General features: G+C 64.7%; 19 protein-coding genes. 6 read left to right on the top strand and 13 right to left on the bottom strand.

Annotation, left to right across the window (positions count from 1 at the left end; translation table 11 throughout):
* Positions 1-273 precede the first annotated feature (273 nt).
* The gene (locus ACEN9F_RS08330; RefSeq protein WP_413419570.1) at positions 274-999 is read left to right on the top strand and encodes a response regulator; all 726 of its coding nucleotides are present in this window, start codon (positions 274-276) and stop codon (positions 997-999) included.
* Positions 999-2,267, top strand: a complete 1,269-nt coding sequence (locus ACEN9F_RS08335; RefSeq protein ID WP_413419571.1) for a sensor histidine kinase — start codon at positions 999-1,001, stop codon at positions 2,265-2,267. Before ACEN9F_RS08330 ends, ACEN9F_RS08335 begins: the two co-directional genes overlap by 1 nt.
* Here the strand turns inward: ACEN9F_RS08335 and ACEN9F_RS08340 are convergent.
* The 8 genes from ACEN9F_RS08340 to ACEN9F_RS08375 all read right to left on the bottom strand — a co-directional run bounded on the left by ACEN9F_RS08340 (position 2,233) and on the right by ACEN9F_RS08375 (position 11,265).
* A complete protein-coding gene (locus tag ACEN9F_RS08340; protein ID WP_413419572.1) occupies positions 2,233-2,766 on the bottom strand; it encodes an N-acetyltransferase family protein in 534 nt (177 codons plus the stop codon). The genes ACEN9F_RS08335 and ACEN9F_RS08340 overlap by 35 nt on opposite strands.
* Positions 2,766-4,640, bottom strand: a complete 1,875-nt coding sequence (gene sppA / locus ACEN9F_RS08345; protein ID WP_413419573.1) for a signal peptide peptidase SppA — start codon at positions 4,638-4,640, stop codon at positions 2,766-2,768. Before sppA ends, ACEN9F_RS08340 begins: the two co-directional genes overlap by 1 nt.
* Positions 4,641-4,661: 21 nt before the next feature.
* Positions 4,662-6,134 (bottom strand): sodium:solute symporter, encoded by a 1,473-nt coding sequence (locus tag ACEN9F_RS08350; RefSeq protein ID WP_413419574.1) that lies wholly within the window; start codon positions 6,132-6,134, stop codon positions 4,662-4,664.
* Positions 6,135-6,175: 41 nt separating this feature from the next.
* Positions 6,176-7,387, bottom strand: a complete 1,212-nt coding sequence (locus ACEN9F_RS08355; protein ID WP_413419575.1) for an MFS transporter — start codon at positions 7,385-7,387, stop codon at positions 6,176-6,178.
* A 111-nt stretch (positions 7,388-7,498) separates the two neighbouring features.
* Complete coding sequence (locus tag ACEN9F_RS08360) at positions 7,499-8,314, bottom strand: response regulator (RefSeq protein ID WP_413419576.1); 816 nt, start codon at positions 8,312-8,314, stop codon at positions 7,499-7,501.
* Positions 8,307-10,001 carry an ATP-binding protein gene (locus tag ACEN9F_RS08365; RefSeq protein ID WP_413419577.1) on the bottom strand — a complete coding sequence of 565 codons (1,695 nt, stop codon included), beginning with the start codon at positions 9,999-10,001 and terminating at the stop codon, positions 8,307-8,309. Before ACEN9F_RS08365 ends, ACEN9F_RS08360 begins: the two co-directional genes overlap by 8 nt.
* Positions 10,002-10,010: 9 nt before the next feature.
* Positions 10,011-10,727 carry a Crp/Fnr family transcriptional regulator gene (locus ACEN9F_RS08370; protein WP_413419578.1) on the bottom strand — a complete coding sequence of 239 codons (717 nt, stop codon included), beginning with the start codon at positions 10,725-10,727 and terminating at the stop codon, positions 10,011-10,013.
* 154 nt (positions 10,728-10,881) lie between these two features.
* On the bottom strand, positions 10,882-11,265 hold the full coding sequence (locus ACEN9F_RS08375; protein ID WP_413419579.1) for a hypothetical protein: 384 nt from the start codon (positions 11,263-11,265) through the stop codon (positions 10,882-10,884).
* A 128-nt stretch (positions 11,266-11,393) separates the two neighbouring features.
* On the opposite strand from ACEN9F_RS08375, the gene ACEN9F_RS08380 reads away from it, so the two are divergent.
* The 4 genes from ACEN9F_RS08380 (at position 11,394) to ACEN9F_RS08395 (ending at position 13,250) form a co-directional block, all read left to right on the top strand.
* The gene (locus tag ACEN9F_RS08380; protein WP_413419580.1) at positions 11,394-11,591 is read left to right on the top strand and encodes a hypothetical protein; all 198 of its coding nucleotides are present in this window, start codon (positions 11,394-11,396) and stop codon (positions 11,589-11,591) included.
* Between the two features lie 31 nt (positions 11,592-11,622).
* On the top strand, positions 11,623-11,838 hold the full coding sequence (locus ACEN9F_RS08385; RefSeq protein ID WP_413419581.1) for a DUF3820 family protein: 216 nt from the start codon (positions 11,623-11,625) through the stop codon (positions 11,836-11,838).
* Positions 11,839-11,907: 69 nt separating this feature from the next.
* On the top strand, positions 11,908-12,933 hold the full coding sequence (locus ACEN9F_RS08390) for a M4 family metallopeptidase (protein WP_413419582.1): 1,026 nt from the start codon (positions 11,908-11,910) through the stop codon (positions 12,931-12,933).
* 17 nt (positions 12,934-12,950) lie between these two features.
* Positions 12,951-13,250 carry a protealysin inhibitor emfourin gene (locus tag ACEN9F_RS08395; RefSeq protein WP_413419583.1) on the top strand — a complete coding sequence of 100 codons (300 nt, stop codon included), beginning with the start codon at positions 12,951-12,953 and terminating at the stop codon, positions 13,248-13,250.
* Here the strand turns inward: ACEN9F_RS08395 and ACEN9F_RS08400 are convergent.
* The 5 genes from ACEN9F_RS08400 to ACEN9F_RS08420 all read right to left on the bottom strand — a co-directional run bounded on the left by ACEN9F_RS08400 (position 13,247) and on the right by ACEN9F_RS08420 (position 16,792).
* Entirely contained in the window at positions 13,247-13,636 is a 390-nt protein-coding gene (locus ACEN9F_RS08400; RefSeq protein ID WP_413419584.1) for a PPC domain-containing DNA-binding protein, read from the bottom strand. The two genes, ACEN9F_RS08395 and ACEN9F_RS08400, sit on opposite strands and share 4 nt — an antisense overlap.
* Positions 13,636-14,001 carry a glutaredoxin gene (locus ACEN9F_RS08405; RefSeq protein WP_413419585.1) on the bottom strand — a complete coding sequence of 122 codons (366 nt, stop codon included), beginning with the start codon at positions 13,999-14,001 and terminating at the stop codon, positions 13,636-13,638. Before ACEN9F_RS08405 ends, ACEN9F_RS08400 begins: the two co-directional genes overlap by 1 nt.
* An 87-nt stretch (positions 14,002-14,088) precedes the next feature.
* The gene (locus ACEN9F_RS08410; protein WP_413419586.1) at positions 14,089-14,670 is read right to left on the bottom strand and encodes a YSC84-related protein; all 582 of its coding nucleotides are present in this window, start codon (positions 14,668-14,670) and stop codon (positions 14,089-14,091) included.
* Between the two features lie 102 nt (positions 14,671-14,772).
* A complete protein-coding gene (locus ACEN9F_RS08415; RefSeq protein ID WP_413419587.1) occupies positions 14,773-15,540 on the bottom strand; it encodes a hypothetical protein in 768 nt (255 codons plus the stop codon).
* The gene (locus tag ACEN9F_RS08420; protein ID WP_413419588.1) at positions 15,506-16,792 is read right to left on the bottom strand and encodes a hypothetical protein; all 1,287 of its coding nucleotides are present in this window, start codon (positions 16,790-16,792) and stop codon (positions 15,506-15,508) included. The genes ACEN9F_RS08415 and ACEN9F_RS08420 overlap by 35 nt, the downstream gene beginning before the upstream one ends.
* Positions 16,793-16,844: the final 52 nt, after the last annotated feature.

Here is a 16,844-nt window from a genome sequence, read left to right on the forward strand (position 1 = left end):
CTTTATCCTTTTTTTATATGCGTGCGAGTCCACGGCAAAGACACCGCGGCGATCAATGCGAGGACTCTAGCATAAGCATTTACCGCTGTCTGTCGGCGACTGCGCGGGGTTACAAACTCGCTACAAATCAAGGACTTTGAGCACATATCGTTAAAGTAGCTTTACATATCTTTACCTGCCCGACATCGCCCAAAAACCGTTACAGTGCATACTGATTTCACTGTCCGAAGTAAGGGTTACCCTTACGCCGCAACACTCCGTAGAATGAACCGCATGAATCCTGTAGACCGAATTTTGCTGGTGGAAGACGATCCCCGCCTGGCCGAGATGCTCACCGAGTATCTGAGCCAGGCGGGTTTTCGCGTCTCCCACGCCCCCACCGGCCGCATCGCGATGGAACACGTCGCCGCCGCCGGGATCGACGCCGTGATCCTCGACCTGATGCTGCCCGACATGGATGGCCTGGACGTGTGCCGCCAGTTGCGTGCCGTCTCCGACGTGCCGGTGCTGATGCTGACCGCGCGCGGCGACGCCATCGACCGCATCGTCGGCCTGGAGATCGGCGCCGACGACTACCTGCCCAAACCCTTCGAGCCGCGCGAACTGCTGGCGCGCCTGCGCGCCATCCTGCGCCGCCGCGTCGACCTGCGCCACCTGGACAACCAGCGCGGCGGCGCGGCGGCCGGCGACCACTTCCTGCGCTTCGGCCGGCTGGAGATCGATCCCGCCGCGCACTCGGCCAAACTGGACGGCACCCCCTGCGAGCTGACCGCCTACCAGTTCGACCTGCTGCTGGTGCTGGCCAGGCATGCCGGCCGCGTGCTCTCGCGCGACGCCCTGATGGACCTGCTCAAGGGCGAGCCTCTGGAAGCCTTCGACCGCTCGATCGACGTGCATATGTCGCGCATCCGCGCCGCCGTCGAAGACGATCCCAAAAAGCCGCGCCGCATCATCACCGTGCGCGGCGCCGGCTACCTGTTCGCCAAGGTGCAGGATTGATGAAGCGTTTCAGCCCTTTCCTGCCGCGCCTCTACTTCCGCTTCTACGTGGCGCTGCTGGTCGTCCTGCTGCTGTTCTCGCTGGCCGTGATGCAGGTCTGGAGCCGTGCCGGCGGCCCGTTGGAGCGCTCCAATTCGACGCTGTCGCAGGTAATGCAGAACGTGCTGGCGCCGCCCGACGCGCCGCCCGAGGAACAGCAGGCCGCGCTGGCCCGCGTGGCCGCCGGCATGGACGCCCACATGACGCTGTACACGCGCGACTGGCGTCCGCTGGCGGTGGTCGGCGACCAGATCCCGGCGCGCCACTGGCGGCGCCAGGGCGTGACCGGCCCGCCGCCAGAATCCTTTGTGCGCCTTCCGGACGGCCGCAAATTGCTGTCCAGCGAGCCGCTGGGCTTCACCCGTCCCAAGGCCATGCTGCACAACACGCTGTTCCTGCTTGCGGTGGGCATCGGCATTGCCGCCTTCCCGCTGGTGCGGCACCTGACCAAGCGGCTGGAACGCCTGCAGCGCGGCGTGGAATCGCTGGGCGCCGGCGACCTGACCACGCGCGTCAAGGTCGAGGGCAAGGACGAGGTGGCCCGGCTGGCGACCAGCTTCAACCGCGCCGCCGACCAGATCGAACAGCTGGTCGGCGCGCACAAGACGCTGCTGGCCAACGCCTCGCACGAGCTGCGCACGCCGCTGGCGCGCATCCGGCTGGCGCTGGAGCTGATCAAGGACGGCGTCGATCCGAAGCGCCGCGCCGGCCTGGAACAGGACATCGCCGAACTGAATCACCTGCTCGACGAAATCCTGCTGGCCAGCCGCCTCGGCGCCATCCAGGAGAATACGGAATCGGAAGAACTCGACCTGCTGGCGCTGGCGGCGGAGGAATGCGCGCGCTACGACGAGGCGGTGCTGGACGGCGAATCGGCCGTGATGCGGGGCGATCCGCGCCTGCTGCGCCGCTTGCTGCGCAACCTGCTGGAGAACGCGCACCGCCACGGCGTGCCGCCGGCGCATGTGCTGATCGCCTGCGCCGACGGCCAGGCCACGCTGCGGGTATGGGATAACGGTCCGGGCGTGCCGGACGCGGAATTCGAGCGGGTGTTCGAGCCCTTCTTCCGCCGCCGGGGCACGCTGGACAACAGCGGCGCCGGCCTCGGCCTGGCGCTGGTGCGCCAGATCGCCCGCCGTCACGGCGGCGAAGCGCGCTGCGTCCTGATGAAGGATGGACGCAGCTGCTTCGAGGTTACGCTGCCGCTGTCAGCTCCAGCGCCAACATGACATCGTCGTAGTCGGTCTCGCCGACGCGGAAAGTGCGCCGGCCGATCGGCGCAAAACCGCAGCGCCGGTAGAACGCCAGCGCATCGTGGTTTTCCGCGTAGACGCCCAGCAGCACACGGCCGGCGCCGCGCGAGCGCGCATCCGCCAGCGCCGCATCCATCAACCGCTTGCCAACGCGCCGCCCGTGAAAACGGTGCAGCAGGTAGATGCGTTTGATCTCCAGGTCGTCCGCGCGCGGCGCGGCCACCGGCAGCGTCGCCGGCGCCAGCACCAGGTAGCCGATCGGCGCCCCGCCCGGACTGGCTTCCGCCAGCCAGATCCGCATGCCGCCGTCGTCCAGCCAGTCGCGATAGACCGCTGCCGCATGCTGGCGCTCGCAATGGGCGATGATGTCGCCGCCATCGAGGATGCCGGCAAACGCTTCAAGAAAGCTGGCCTTGCCGACTGCGGACAAGGCCTCTTCATCGCCGCGCGCGGCGGTGCGGATTTGAATCTCCATCAGGGCGATTCGCACAGGCAGTGCGTGATCGCCGTGAACGGCTTGCGCGCCGCCGTCAGGTCCGACAGCCAGCCCAGGTCGTTCGCGATGCCGGTCGCCGCGCTCGGCGGCAGGCCGGTGGCGATAGTGGTGCCCAGCTTGAGCTGCGCGCCGACGGCCTGCGCCACCGCTTGCGCCGTGCCGCCGCCGATCATCTCGACGAAGCGGTCGAACTTGCTGGTCTCGCGCTCGATGTAGACCACGCGGAAGTCGCCGGCCAGCTTGGCGCGCCTGGCGGCCGACTTCAGCGCATCGCCATAGCTGCCCAGCGTATCGACCAGGCCGCGCTCCTTGGCTTGCGCGCCGGTCCAGACGCGGCCCTGCGCCACCTCGTCGATTTTCGCCGGCGTAGTCTTGCGGGCCTTGGCCGCGCGCGTGGTGAACTCCGCATAGATATGGTTGATGCTGCCCTGGATGACCTGGCCGAGGCGTGGATCCAGCGGACGCAATGGGTTGCCCGCGTCGCCCAGCCAGGTGGTCGGCTGGCCGGCGGTGTGGATGCCCAGCTTGTCGATCACCTTGTCGGCGGTCGGCAGGATGGCGAACACGCCGATCGAACCGGTGATGGTGTTCGGCTCGGCGATCACCTCGTCCGACGCCATCGAAATCCAGTAGCCGCCGGAGGCCGCCACATTCCCCATCGAGACCACCACCGGCTTGCCGGCGGAGCGCGTCAGTTCCAACTCGCGGCGGATCAGCTCCGAGGCGAAGGCGCTGCCGCCAGGCGAATCGACGCGCAGCACCACGGCCTTGATGTTGTCGTCCTCGCGCGCCATGCGGATCAGCTTGGAGGTCGAATCGCCGCCGATCGAGCCGGGACCGGCCGTGCCGTCGCTGATCTCGCCCTGCGCCACGATCACGCCGACGGCGTCGCCGGTCAGCTTGTGGTGCACGCGGGCCAGGTAGTCGTCAAAGCCGATCTGGCGGAAGCTCTTGCCTTCCAGGTCGCGGGCGCCGCGGTTGATCATCATCTGGCGGATTTCATCCTTGGTTTTCAGGCCGTCCACCAGCTTGGTCGACAGCGACAGCTTGGCCAGGTCGCCATTGACCTCGGCCACCTTGACCGGCAGCTCGTTGATGGCCTTCATGATCTCGCCCTGCGGCAGCTTGCGGGCCTTCTCGACGTTGTCGGTGTACGAAGCCCACAGCGCGTTGTTCAGGTAGGACTCCGCCTCGCTGGCGGCCGGCGACGGACCGTTGGCGATGTATGGCTCGGCGAAGCTCTTGTAGGTGCCGACGCGCAGCAGGTTGACCGTCACGCCCAGTTTATCCAGCGCGTCGCGGTAGTAATTGCGATAGCGGCCGAAGCCCTCCAGCAGCACCATGCCCATCGGGTGCATATACACTTCGCTGGCGTGCGCGGCCAGCAGGTACTGGCGCTGGTCGAAGCTGGAGCCCCAGGCCACCACCGGCTTGCCGGACGCCTTGAAGCGGTCCAGCGCCGTCGCCACTTCGCGCAGCGAGGCCTGGCCGGCTCCCTGCAGCTCGTCGGTCAGCAGCACGGCGGCGCCGACGTCGGGATCCTTGGCCGCGGCATCCAGCACCGACAGCACGTCGCGCAACTGCATCATCTTGTGCACCTCGCCGCCGCGCACATTGGTCAGCAGCGCGTCGCGCGCGTTGACGCTGGACTGCTCGACCAGCTGGCCCTTCAGATCCAGCACCAACGTGGTCTTCGGCTGCAAGGGCTTGAGGCCGCCGCCAAAGATCATGTACAGGATCGCCAGCAGCACCGCGAGGAACAGCAGGTTCAGTATTGTGCGGCGGCCGGTATCCAGCGCGCGCCAGAAAAAGGCGAAGCCGCTACGGATGTAGGAAAACGGGGAACGGGTCATCAATACTCCGGTGGTTAAGTGTTACAAGGATGATACTGCATGCCGGGCGCTTTCCGCTGGTTTCGAGACCAGCAGCAGGCCACCGAAGACCAGGCAGCCATTCAGGATAAGCAGTTCCAGTCCCAAACGGTAGCTGCCGAACAGCAATTCCTGATTGTAGTCAATAACATAGCACAGCGCCGGGCCGGCCAGCGCCACCAGCGGCACCCAGCGGTCGCGCACGTCGCGGCCGGTGAGGATACCGAAAGCGAAGAGTCCCAGCAACGGGCCATAGGTATAGCCGGTCAGCTTCAGCACAAGGCCCACCATGCTGGCGTTGTCCACCCATTTGAACATCAGCACCAGCAGCAGGAAGATGGCGCAGAACGCCAGGTGCACGTGATGGCGCAGGCGCACCTTGGCCTGCTCGGCCAGGTCGGTGCGGCGCCGCAGGCCGAGGATGTCGATGCAGAAGGTCGAGGTCAGCGCCGTCATTGCGCCATCCGCGCTGGGGAACAGCGCCGACACCAGGCCGATGAAGAAGATCAGCTGCAGCAGCGCCGGCATGTGGCCCATGACCACGGCCGGGAAGATCTTGTCGCCCACCGCCGTCACGCCGACCGTGGGCGCGTACAGGGTCAGCAGCCCGCCGAGGAACATGAACAGCACCAGCACGGCGGTCAGGATCACGGTCAGCATCAGCATATTCTTTTGCGAATCGCGCAGCGTCTTGACGGAGATATTCTTCTGCATGATCTCCTGGTCCATGCCGGTCATCGCCAGCACGATGAAGAAGCCGGCCAGCACCTGCTTCCAGAAATACGCGGGGCTGTCGACCGAGGTGGTGATCCAGCGCGTCAGGTTGTGGTCGTGCATCCGCGCCAGGCTGGCCAGCGGGCCCAGGTTCATCTCGTGCAGCAGCCAGCCGGCGCAGGCCAGCAGGCCCAGCACCATGCCGGTGGTTTGCAGCGTATCGGTCCAGACGATGGTCTTGACGCCGCCTTCGTAGGTGTACAGCAGGATCATGCCCAGGATGACCAGCGTGGTCAGCCAGAACGGCACGCCCAGGCTGTCGAGGATGGTGATCTGCAGGATGTTGACGACCAGGTAGAGGCGCGCCGATGCGCTCAGCGTGCGCGACAGGATGAAGAAGGCGGCGCCGCTTTGGTAGGAGCGGCGGCCCAGGCGTCCTTCGAGATAGGTGTAGATCGAGGTGAGCTTGAGGCGGTAGTACAGCGGCAGCAGGATGGTGGCGACGGCGACATAGCCCAGCACGTAGCCCAGTATCACCTGCAGGTAGCCGAAGCCGTCGCGGCCGACGGCGCCGGGCACGCTGATGAAGGTCACGCCGCTCAGCGTGGTGCCGACCATGCCGAACGCCACCAGTTTCCAGTTGCTGCTCTTGTTACCGATAAAGAAACTGTCGTTGGTGGCGTTGCGGGAGGTGCGCCAGGCCACGATCAGCAGCAAGGCGAAATAAGCGAAGACGAGACAAAACAGGGAGACGGCGGACATATTGGCGGCGAGTAATTCGAATCGCCGCCAATATACCGCAATCAGTGCGCCACGGCGTGGATGGACTTGCCGCCGCCCACATGGGCTGGACGCGGATTCAGACGGTCCAGGCGGCCGCTCAGCGCGGTCAGGCCGAAGGCGCCCAGCACCACCAGCCCGCCGATCCAGCCGGTATGCACCAGGCCCAGGTGCTCGACGATCAAGCCGCCGCCCCATGCGCCGCCGGCGATGCCCAGGTTAAACGCGGCGATGTTCAGGCCCGAAGCCACATCGACGGCGCGCGGCGTGTAGTGCTCCGCCTGATGCACGACATACACCTGCAAACCAGCCACGTTGCCGAAGGCCACGGCGCCCCACGCCAGCACGGTCGCCAGCACCAGCCATTTGTACGGCGCGGCGAAGGTCAGCACGAACAGCACGGCGGCCAGGCCCAGGAAGATGATCTTCAAGGCGCTGACAGGGCCGCGCTGGTCGGCCAGCCTGCCGCCCCAGATATTGCCGACCGCGACAGACACGCCGTACACCAGCATCACCAGGCCGACCGCGTTGGCGCTGAAACCGGTGATATCGGTCAGGATAGGCGCCAGGAAGGTGAAGGCGGTGAACGAACCGCCATAGCCCACGGCGGTCATCGCATACACCAGCAGCAGGCGCGGCTCGCCCAGCACTTTCATCTGCTGCAGCAGCGAGGCCGGTTTGTTATGCTGGATATTGGAAGGCACGTACAGCAGGCTGCCGATGAAGGCGATCACGCCCAGCGCCGACACGGCCAGGAAAGTCTCGCGCCAGCCGAAGTGCTGGCCGATGAAGGTACCCAGCGGCACGCCGGTCACCAGCGCCACGGTCAGGCCGGTGAACATGATGGCGATCGCGCTGGCCGCCTTCTCCTTCGGCACCAGCGAAGTGGCGATGGTCGAGCCGATCGAAAAGAACACGCCGTGCGCCAGGCCGGTCAGGATGCGGGCGATCACCAGCGATTCGTAGCTGGGCGCCTTCCAGGCCAGCAGATTGCCGAGGGTGAACAGCACCATCAGCGACACCAGCAGCAGCTTGCGCGGCACTTTGCCGGTCAGTGCCGTCAATACCGGCGCGCCGACGGCCACGCCCAAGGCATACAGGCTGACCAGCAGACCGGCCGAAGGCAGGTTCACGCCCAGATCGGCGGCGATAGTCGGCAGCAAGCCGACGATAACAAACTCGGTAGTCCCGATAGCGAACGCGCTGATGGTCAGCGCAAGCAAGGCAATTGGCATGACGTCACTCCTGAAAAGTTGATGTCATGCAGTATCGGGACTTTCGTTGCTGAGAAAAAGACAGCAAAACGCCAAACATATTTGCGCCGGGCGCAACAAACGCGATAAAGTCTATTTCCCCTTGGAGAACATCGCCGCCATGGCGGTCACGTCACGTCCCACGCCCCGGTAGCCGGTGAAGCGGCTGGCCTCGTCGAACATCGGCTCGCCGCTGACTTGCAAATATTGCACCGTGCCGTTGGCCGTGGTGCGGCTGTACACGAAATCCAGGAAGGCCCTGCGCTCGGCGATGTTTTCATTCAACAGCGCGCGTTCGGCCACATCCCAGCCGCTGGCATCGTCGCTGCCTATGCCCACCATGTCGGTCACCGGCCCGGACCAGTTGACCAGCGTACCCTCGGCATCCTGTTCCCAGTACCAGTCGGTCGACAGCTCGGCGAAGCGCTGGAAGCGGGCCTCGCTGATGCGCAGCTCGGCGGTGCGCACCATCACCGTGTGTTCCAGCTGCTGGTTGATGCGGTTCAGCTGGCGATGCAGCAGGCGCACCTCCAGCATGTTGCGAATCCGCGTTTCCACTTCCACCAGCTCGAACGGCTTGCTGACGAAGTCCTTGGCGCCGGACTGCAGCGCGCGCAGTTTATGGCCGGGCTGGGCAGTGATGACCAGCACCGGCACGTAGCCGTCCGGCTCGATGAGCTTGAGCGCCTCCAGCACCTCGAAACCGTCCATGCCGGGCATTTGCAGGTCCAGCAGGATCAAGTCGTAGTGGTGCTCCAGATGCAATCCGGCCACGGCAAACGGGTCGGTGGTGCTGGTGACCCGCGTGTAGCCGGCGTTGGCCAGCATCTGCTCCAGCAGCATGACGTTGGCTTCCTGGTCGTCGACGATCAGGATGCTGGCGTTGAGGAGGTTGGATGAATCAATCATGAGTTACTTTCGTGTGGTCGGCGGCAAAGCCCAGTGCGAGGTCCAAGGCATCCATGAACTCGACCACCTTGATCGGCTTGGTCAGATAGCGGAAGAAGCCGGCTTCCACGCCGCGGTCTATGTCGCGCGGCATGGCGTTGGCCGACAGCGCCATCACCGGGATATGTGCGGTCTCGGCATCGTCCTGCAATATCTTCAGGCAGCCATAGCCGCTGATGCCCGGCAGGTTGATGTCCATCAGGATCACGTCCGGCTGGTAGGTGCGCGCCAGCTGGATGCCGGCATAGCCGTCGATGGCGGTCAGCAGCTTGAGGTTGGGACGCCGCGCGACCAGCTGCTCCACCAGGATCAGGTTGGCGGGATTGTCTTCGACATACAGCACGGTGCGCGTCAGGGCATGTTCCTCGGTGATGCCGAAATCGGCCGCGCTCAAGGGAGCGGCCTCCAGCACCGGCTCCTGGCTGGCCGCCAGCTCGATCCAGAAGGTGGTGCCGACGTCCGGTTCGCTTTCGACGCCGATCGAACCGCCCATCAGCTCGACCAGCTGCTTGGTGACCACCAGGCCGATGCCCGTACCCTCTTCCGTGCCGTGCTCCCGGCCCAGGCGGTTAAAGGGCTGGAACAGTTGCTCGACTTGCTCCTGGCTCAAACCGGCGCCCGAGTCGGCCACGCGGATGTGCACCATGCCCTTGCTGGCGGCGCTGGCGCTGACGGTGACGCTGCCGCCGCTGCGGTTGTACTTGATGGCATTGGACAGCAGGTTGATCATCACCTGCTTGAGGCGGGTGCGGTCGGCATGCACGAAGAACGGCTGCTCCAGGCTGGTGAAGCGCATGTCGATGCCGCGCTTCCTCGCCTGCGGCTCCATCATCGCCTGGCAATCCTTGAGCACCTCGGACAGCCCCATCGATTCCTGCGACATCATCACCTTGCCCGATTCGATCATGGCCAGGTCGAGTATCTCGTTAATCAGCTGCAGCAGATACCAGCCGCCCTTGAGGATCTGGTCCAGCGAACGCTGCTGCGAGACGGTAGGCGGCGGCTTGTCGGACGCCAGCAGCTGGGCAAAGCCTAGCACGGCATTGAGCGGCGTGCGCAGCTCATGGCTCATGCTCGACAGGAATTCCGATTTCGCGCGGTTGGCCTTGTCCGCTGTGGCGCGGGCCGTCTCCAGCTCCTGATTGGTTTCCTGCAGCGCATGCTGCTGCTCGCGCAGCAGCTTGTCCAGCTTGGCCTGTTCCTGCTCCACCCGCTTGCGGGCGGTATTGTCGGTCCCCATCAGCAGGTAGCCGATGATCTTATCGTCGCCGTCGCGCAGCGCGCTGACCGAGACGATGGCGGGAAAGCGGCTGCCGTCCTTGCGGATATAGGTCAGCTCGTAGATATCCTCGATGCCGCGCATCGCCTTGAATACCAGCGCCTCGAAGCCGGGCAGGATGGTGGTGCCGAACTCCAGGCTCAGCGCCTGGGCTCGCGCGATGACTTCGGGCGCGTCGGAAATGCCGGCCGGCGTGATCTGGTTGACGACATCGGCTGCGCTATAGCCCAGCATGCGCTCGGCGCCGACGTTGAAGATCTGGATCACGCCCTGCGCATCGGTGGCGATGCTGGAGAAATTGGCGCTGTTATGGATCGCCAGTTGCAACGCTTCGGCCTTGAACAATGGTTCATCGTAATTATTTTTCATGCTTCCCCCTTAGCGCTGACGGACATCGGACATCAGCCGAGCAAATTCTTTTTTGACCACGTCGTAGCATTCACAGGATGTGCTTTCCAATCCGGCCCGGTCGAGCACGGTGATATGGCCCCGGCGGCAGCTGATATAGCCGTATTTCTGCAGAGTGCCTGCGGCAACGGTCACGCCTTCGCGGCGCACGCCCAGCATGTTGGCGATCAGCTCCTGGGTCATGGTCAGCTCGCTGCCGTCCAGGCGGTCGAGCGTCAGCAACAGCCAGCGGCAGAGTTGCTGTTCGACGGTGTGATGGCGGTTGCACACCGCCGTTTGCGACATCTGGGTCAGCAGCGCCTGCGTATAGCGCAGCAGCAGCCGCATGACGGGGCCGGCGCGGTTGAACTCTTCCATCAGGATGTGGGACTTGAGGCGGTAGCCGTGGCCGCTGGTCTGCACCACGGCGCGGCTGGGGGTGGTGTTGCCGCCCATGAACAGCGAAATCCCCAGGATGCCCTCGTTGCCGACCCCGGCGATCTCGGACGAGCTGCCGTTCTCCAGCACATAATGCAGCGAGACGATGGCCGAGGTGGGGAAATACACATGATTGAGCTGGCCGCCGGACTCGTACAGCACATCGCCCAGCCGCATCATCTGCGGTTCCAGGTACGGCGAAATACGGTCGAACTCGGCGTCCAGCAGGGCGGCGAGCAAATGGTTCTGGTTGGGGTCGTTAAGACGCATGGAAACATTCCTTGTTCCAAGTCGTCAACTAGGTGGGCGGCGGGGACGGTAAACGATGACCGTACATGCACAATAGCACACATGCTGTGTACGTCGGATCCTATTGCGCGCAAGATACCGGTGTCAAAACATCGGTGTCAGTGCCGACATTCCCTCAATACTCATGCAACTCCGTTGGTGCCGGCTCCGACGACCCTGATTGGATGAAGTTTCGCCAGGCCAGCAAGATCGTTTCAAAGGCATCGATCCCTACGATTTCAAAACACGTCTCGTCAAGCTGGCAGATCACACGTACCTCGGTCCTGGACAGCTCCGCCGCCCAGTGTTCGCGGCCCCAATCGTAGGATTCAAGCTGCTTGTTTTTTAGCAATCCGATCCGGCTCAAACATTGATCGAACCAAGGCACCGTTTGCAGATACGGGATTCCGCCGTCGTCGGTCAGCAGGCATGACAGTGGGCTGTATCCGATGCCGTTGCTGGCGCGACAAGCGGGAACAAGATGCCCAAATTGTTCTACCCATGAAAAGCGAAGTTCCATTAACAGACGCCCCGTGTATCTCTCGAAGCGCTAATACTGGCACCCAGTTGAGGAATTGGCAACCAAAAAGCTTCTCCACGGGAATTTTAAGTCAGCTACAATGAGCCGACTTACATTGAAAGCTGCCTGTGAACATCAACGCATTGCTCGCCATCGGTGTCATTGGACTGATCGCCACCTTCATGACCGAAGTGGCGGCTGTTCTGCTGACTGGTACTTTTGGCCAGCATCCGCTTGGCAACTGGCTGCCCTACTACGCCGTCTGGATTGTCTTCACGACACTGGGACTGGTGATGGGCAGAAAACGCGGACCGCAGGAAGAATAGCGCCGGGACGGTTCCGTTTAAAATCGCAGCCATGAATTCCGAAAAACTCGCCCTGCTGCTGACCCGCGAAATGCCATACGGCAAATACAAGGGCCGCAAGATCGCCGACCTGCCCGGCCACTACCTGGGCTGGTTCGCGCGCGAAGGCTTCCCGTCCGGGGAACTGGGCGGCCTGCTCGCGCTGATGTACGAGCTCGACCACAACGACCTGCGCGCCCTGCTCGACCCGCTGCGCCACGCTCGATAGCAACTGTGACATCCCGGCAACGAAAATAAGTGTATAAAGACACTATTGCTTTCGAGAGGAGATTTCGTCATGGCCGCGCACCCGCATAGCTGCACCTGCTTCATTATTTCGTCGAAGATGCTGCGCAAGCTGGCCGATGACGCGCCCACCGAAGCCGAGCGCCATTGCCTGCTGGACCAGGCAGAAATCTCGGCCCACCTGCGCGGCCAGCGCTCGGTCACGCCGGCGACCATGCAAGGCGTGGCCGCGCTCGGCGGCAAGCGCCGCTCCGTCTACGACGCCGGCAACAAATCCACCCTGCCCGGCAAACTGGTGCGCGACGAGGGCAACGAGGCCTCCAAGGATGTCGCCGTCAACCAGGCCTACGACGGCGCCGGCGCGACCTACGATTTCTACCGCGAAGTCCTGAACCGCAACTCCATCGACGGCAAGGGCATGCGCATCGATTCCACCGTCCATTACCAGACCCGCTTCAACAACGCTTTCTGGAACGGCCAGCAAATGGTCTACGGCGACGGCGACGGCAAACTGTTCCTCGGCTTTACCGGCGCCGTCGACGTCATCGCCCACGAGCTGACCCACGGCGTGACGCAGAACGCCGTGCCGGGCGGCCTGGTCTACGAAGACCAGAGCGGCGCCCTCAACGAATCGATCTCGGACGTGTTCGGCAGCATCGTCAAGCAGTGGTCGCTGAAGCAAAGCGTCGAGCAGGCCGACTGGCTGATCGGCGCCGGCATCATGGCGCCCACGGTCGGCAAGGCGCTGCGCTCGATGGCCGATCCGGGCAACAAGGAAATCACCTGGTCGGGCGACGACCAACCGAAAACCATGGCAGGATACGTGGAGGATGGCGACGTGCACACCAACTCCGGCATCCCCAACCATGCCTTCCATGCGGCGGCGATCGCGCTCAAGGGCAATTCCTGGGACAAGGCCGGGCCGATCTGGTACAAGGCGCTGTCGCTGCTGACGCCCAACGCGACCTTTGCGGACATGGCCAAGGCCACCGCGCAATCGGCCGCATTGTTATACGGCGCCGACTCGCCCGAGCAGCACGCCGTGCAGGCGGCCTGGAAGGTGGTCGGCGTCGCCTGAAAGGAAGCATGATGCGGATGACCCTACGATGCACAGGCGGCTTCACCGGACCGGCCGGCGCGCAAACGCGCACCGTCGACCTGGCGCAACTGCCGCAAGAGCAGGCCAGCCAGCTGGAAGAGCTGGTGCTGGCCTGCGACTTTTTTGCGCTGCCGGACAAGCTGGTCAAGGACGCGCCCAAGTCCTGGGACTTCCAGTACGACCTGGAGGTGGACCAGGGCCCGCAGGCCCACAGCGTCCGCTACCACCTGGACGCCGCGCCGCCGCAGCTGAAGGCGCTGACCGAAAAACTCAACGACGAAGTCGATCCCGATTAGTTGACCTTCAATTCGGGATAGCCGGTGCGCGGATCGTGCTCGCGCGTAAAGTGCTGGCCGGGCAGCAGCGCCAGCAGCAGTTCCGCCGTGGTGCGGACGATGCAACCGGGCCCGACATGCCCGCCCCGCACGCGCCCCTGCGCGTCCGACACCGACATATGCAGATGCGCGCCATCCGGCGAGATCGATCCGGCCAGCGTGAGGATTTCCAGGTCGCCGCGCAACTCGGTCGCTTGCGGCACGCCGGCATAACGCAGCTGCGCCACGTTCAAGCTCCCTATGCCCTGCAACACGAAGCCGGCGCCGTGGCCGCTGGCCAGCAAGGCCGCCACCACCGATGCCCGCAGGTCGTCGCCGGGATGCAGGCGCAGCGGCAGCGTTTGCATCAAGCCACCATGCGCGCGAATTCGCCCGAGTCGACCAGCTTTTGCAGGTCGGTGGCGCCGCCGATCAGCGTGCCCTTGACGAAGACCAGCGGGAAAGTCGACCAGCCGCTCCACAGCTTCAGCGCCAGGCGCGGACGCCATTCGGAGAAGTAGTTACCGTAGCTCAGGTATTTGTACGGCGTGCCGACGCGGTCGAGGATCTTGCGCGCCTTGGCCGGGAAAGGATTCAGGCCCATGCCGATCACCACCACGGTGTTGGCCGCGATGGCGGCCTCCACCTCGGCGACCATATCGCGGTGATAGCCGCTGATCTGCGCGCGGATGGCGGGATGGATGCGTGCTTCGTCCAGGATGTTACGGGTCATCGGATATTCCTTAAAGTCAGAGTTGACCGTAAGGGTAGCCGCAAGCGGCGCGGCGGCAAAGTCTTTTCGACGCCGCGCCGCCGCCGGCTACAGATCCAGCTTGCTGATCTTGGTGCCTTCGAGGTTCAGGTTGGCCATCAGGCCGGCATTGGTCAGCACCAGCGCCTGCACCGGATTGTTGGCGGTGGTGGTATCGATCTCGCCGTTGGCGCCGACCTTGATCAGGGCCACCGAGCCGTCCACGCCCGCCGTCCAGCCCTTGCTGTTGCGGAATTTATCCAGCGATTCCTTGCTCATGAACAGCAGCACCACGGCCTTGGACTGCGCGCCCGCCTGGAAGCCGACCGAGACCGAGGCCACGCTGTAGTAGCTGACCGTCTCGCCGCCGGTGCGCAGCACGCCCTTGCCGTATTCGCCGCCAACCACCAGCCCGGCCGCGATCACGTTGGGGAACACCAGCACGCCGTTGGCCTTGCGCACCAGCTCGCGCGAACCCTTGACCTCTTTGTACAGGCGCTCCAGCGTGTTGTAGGAACCCTGCTCGATCTGCGTGCGCACGGCGGCGTTGTCGGGCTTGGCCGCGCCGGTGGTGGTGGTGCAGCCGCTCAGCGCCAGACCGGCAAGCGCTAGTGCGGCGGTGCTACCAACCAGGAAAGTACGTTTCTGCATAACAGTCTCCAAAAGAAAGCCGCAGTTGCGGCGTTACCAGGCGATTGTGCCAGCGCGGCGCCTGGAGCACGATCCCTCTTTCGTCCATGAGGGCAAACTATATTAGTAGATAATAAACGCGCGCCGCGCTTCTTCGCCGCACTGTTGAGCACTTTGCGCGGCCTGCTCGAACGCCGAGCACAGGCGATTGCCCTGCGGGTCTTCCAGCGTCGGATGCACCCGCAATAGATACTTGCCCGGACGCCAGGCCCGCGCCGGCGTAAAGCGCCATTCCCGTTCGCCCGGCTGCAGCCGCGCCACACCAGCCAGGCGCTGCCCATCCGGCCCCTGCAGCGCGATCAAGGGCGCGGCATCGCCATCCAGCGCGGTGGGAAAGGCGATCCGCAGCGGCTGCCGGCTGCGCCGCTTGACAGCATGCAAGGTCCACTGCGCCGGCATGATGCGCTGCGTCAAGGGAGGCCCGACACGCCAGCGTTTCTCCACGGCCCCGCCCAGTTGCGGATCATCGATCCGCAGCAGCACGCCCTGCCCCGCGCGCAAGGCCGGCCCCAGCGCCAGGTTCGGCCCCACGCCGGTCTTGATGCGCCCGGGATGCAGCAACAGCGTCACCGCCATGCCGTCCTGGCCGGCCAGCGGCAGATCGAGAAAAGCGTCCACGATCGGCGCCCCATGGTTGTCCAGCAGGACCACGCGGCGCATGTCCAGCGGCGCGGACAGCGGCGTATCGAGATGCAGCTCGATGCGCAGCAGGTTTTCCGGCACCTCCGGCCCGGACGGCGTCACCACCGTGGCGGCCGGCGCCGGCCCGGCAAGCAGCAGCGCCAGCAGCGCGCCGCTAGCGCGCCAGTTCAGGATAGCCCTCGAGGCCACGCGCGTACTTGTGAAACTCGCGGAACTTGTCCCCTTCCGGATAACGGTAGTCGGGGAAGTCGTATTCGTTCACGAAATCGCTCAGCCGCAGATAGGCGCCCTTGGGGATCGACACCAGCTGCATCTGGCCGCTGGCGTCCTCGCGCCGCAGCGCCAGCAGCAATTGCGGATTCAGGTTATCGATCCGCATCACCGCCGCCAGCGGCGTCATCGTGGCCTTGACGCCCAGGTAGGGCTTGGCCGGCCATTCGATCGGCGTGTTCAGGCCCGGCGCGGCGGCGGCGGCGCTCAGGTCGGCGGCGCTGAGCAAGTCGGCCGAGCGGCTGGAATTGACCAGCAGCGCATATTCCGCGTCGCCCATCTTGAAGGTGACCAGCCCGTTCGGCGCACTGCCCCAACCCATCTCCCCCACCGTCTTGGCGACGATGTGGGCGCCATCCTTGAGGTCCTTGAGCGGAATCGTCACCAGCGGCGTGCAGGTGTAGGCGGCCACCAGCGTCGGCTCGCCGCCGATGGTCATCACCGCCATGCTGCGGATCGGCGCCCGGGTCTCGACCTCGTTATGCACCGGGTGGTACATCTCGATGGTGGTGGCCTGGGCCTTGCCGCTGAACGGATAGTCGTACACCCGCAAGGTCGAGGCGAAGCTGCGGTTGGACAGGCCGGCCACGTACAGCTTGTTCTGGTGGAAGCGCATGTCGGTGACGGTCAGCGTTTGCGCCGGCAGGTCGCGCCAGAAGGCCAGGTCGGCCGCCGGCGCATCGGTGATGGCGGCCGAGCCGGCGGCCTTGCCCAGGTCCAGCCGCGTCACCTTGCCGGCGGCGTCGACGCTGACGATGGCCGGCGACGATTTGCCCTTGGCTGCGCGCACCGTCAGCGCGACAAACGCCAGCTCGCTGCCGGGCTGCACCGCCAGGTCCTCGAAGCGCAAGGCCGACGGCGCCACGCCGAGCGCCTTGGCGATCGGCGCCTGCACATCCATCAGGTTGAACGGCTTGCCGGCCGCCTTGGCCGGCGCGGCGACCGGCAGCGCATAAATGCGCGCGCCCTTCCAGTCGGCCACGAACAAGGTGTTCGCATCGCCAAAGGCCAGCTTGGCGGCGGATTGGATGGCCGCCGGCGCTGCATGGCTGGAGGCCGCCACGAAGACAGCCGCCAACACAAGGGGGAATTTGATGGCGGCCTGTTTGTCGCGCTTGAAAAAGGCTTTGACAGCATCGACCGCAGCAGCGGTCTGCTCTTTGCGGGACATGTGCATCTCCTTGAGGATTCGGCCGGAATTGGCCTACCTAGAATAGCATCGT

Source organism: Duganella sp. CT11-25 (assembly GCF_047302815.1).
Taxonomy (GTDB): domain Bacteria; phylum Pseudomonadota; class Gammaproteobacteria; order Burkholderiales; family Burkholderiaceae_D; genus Rugamonas.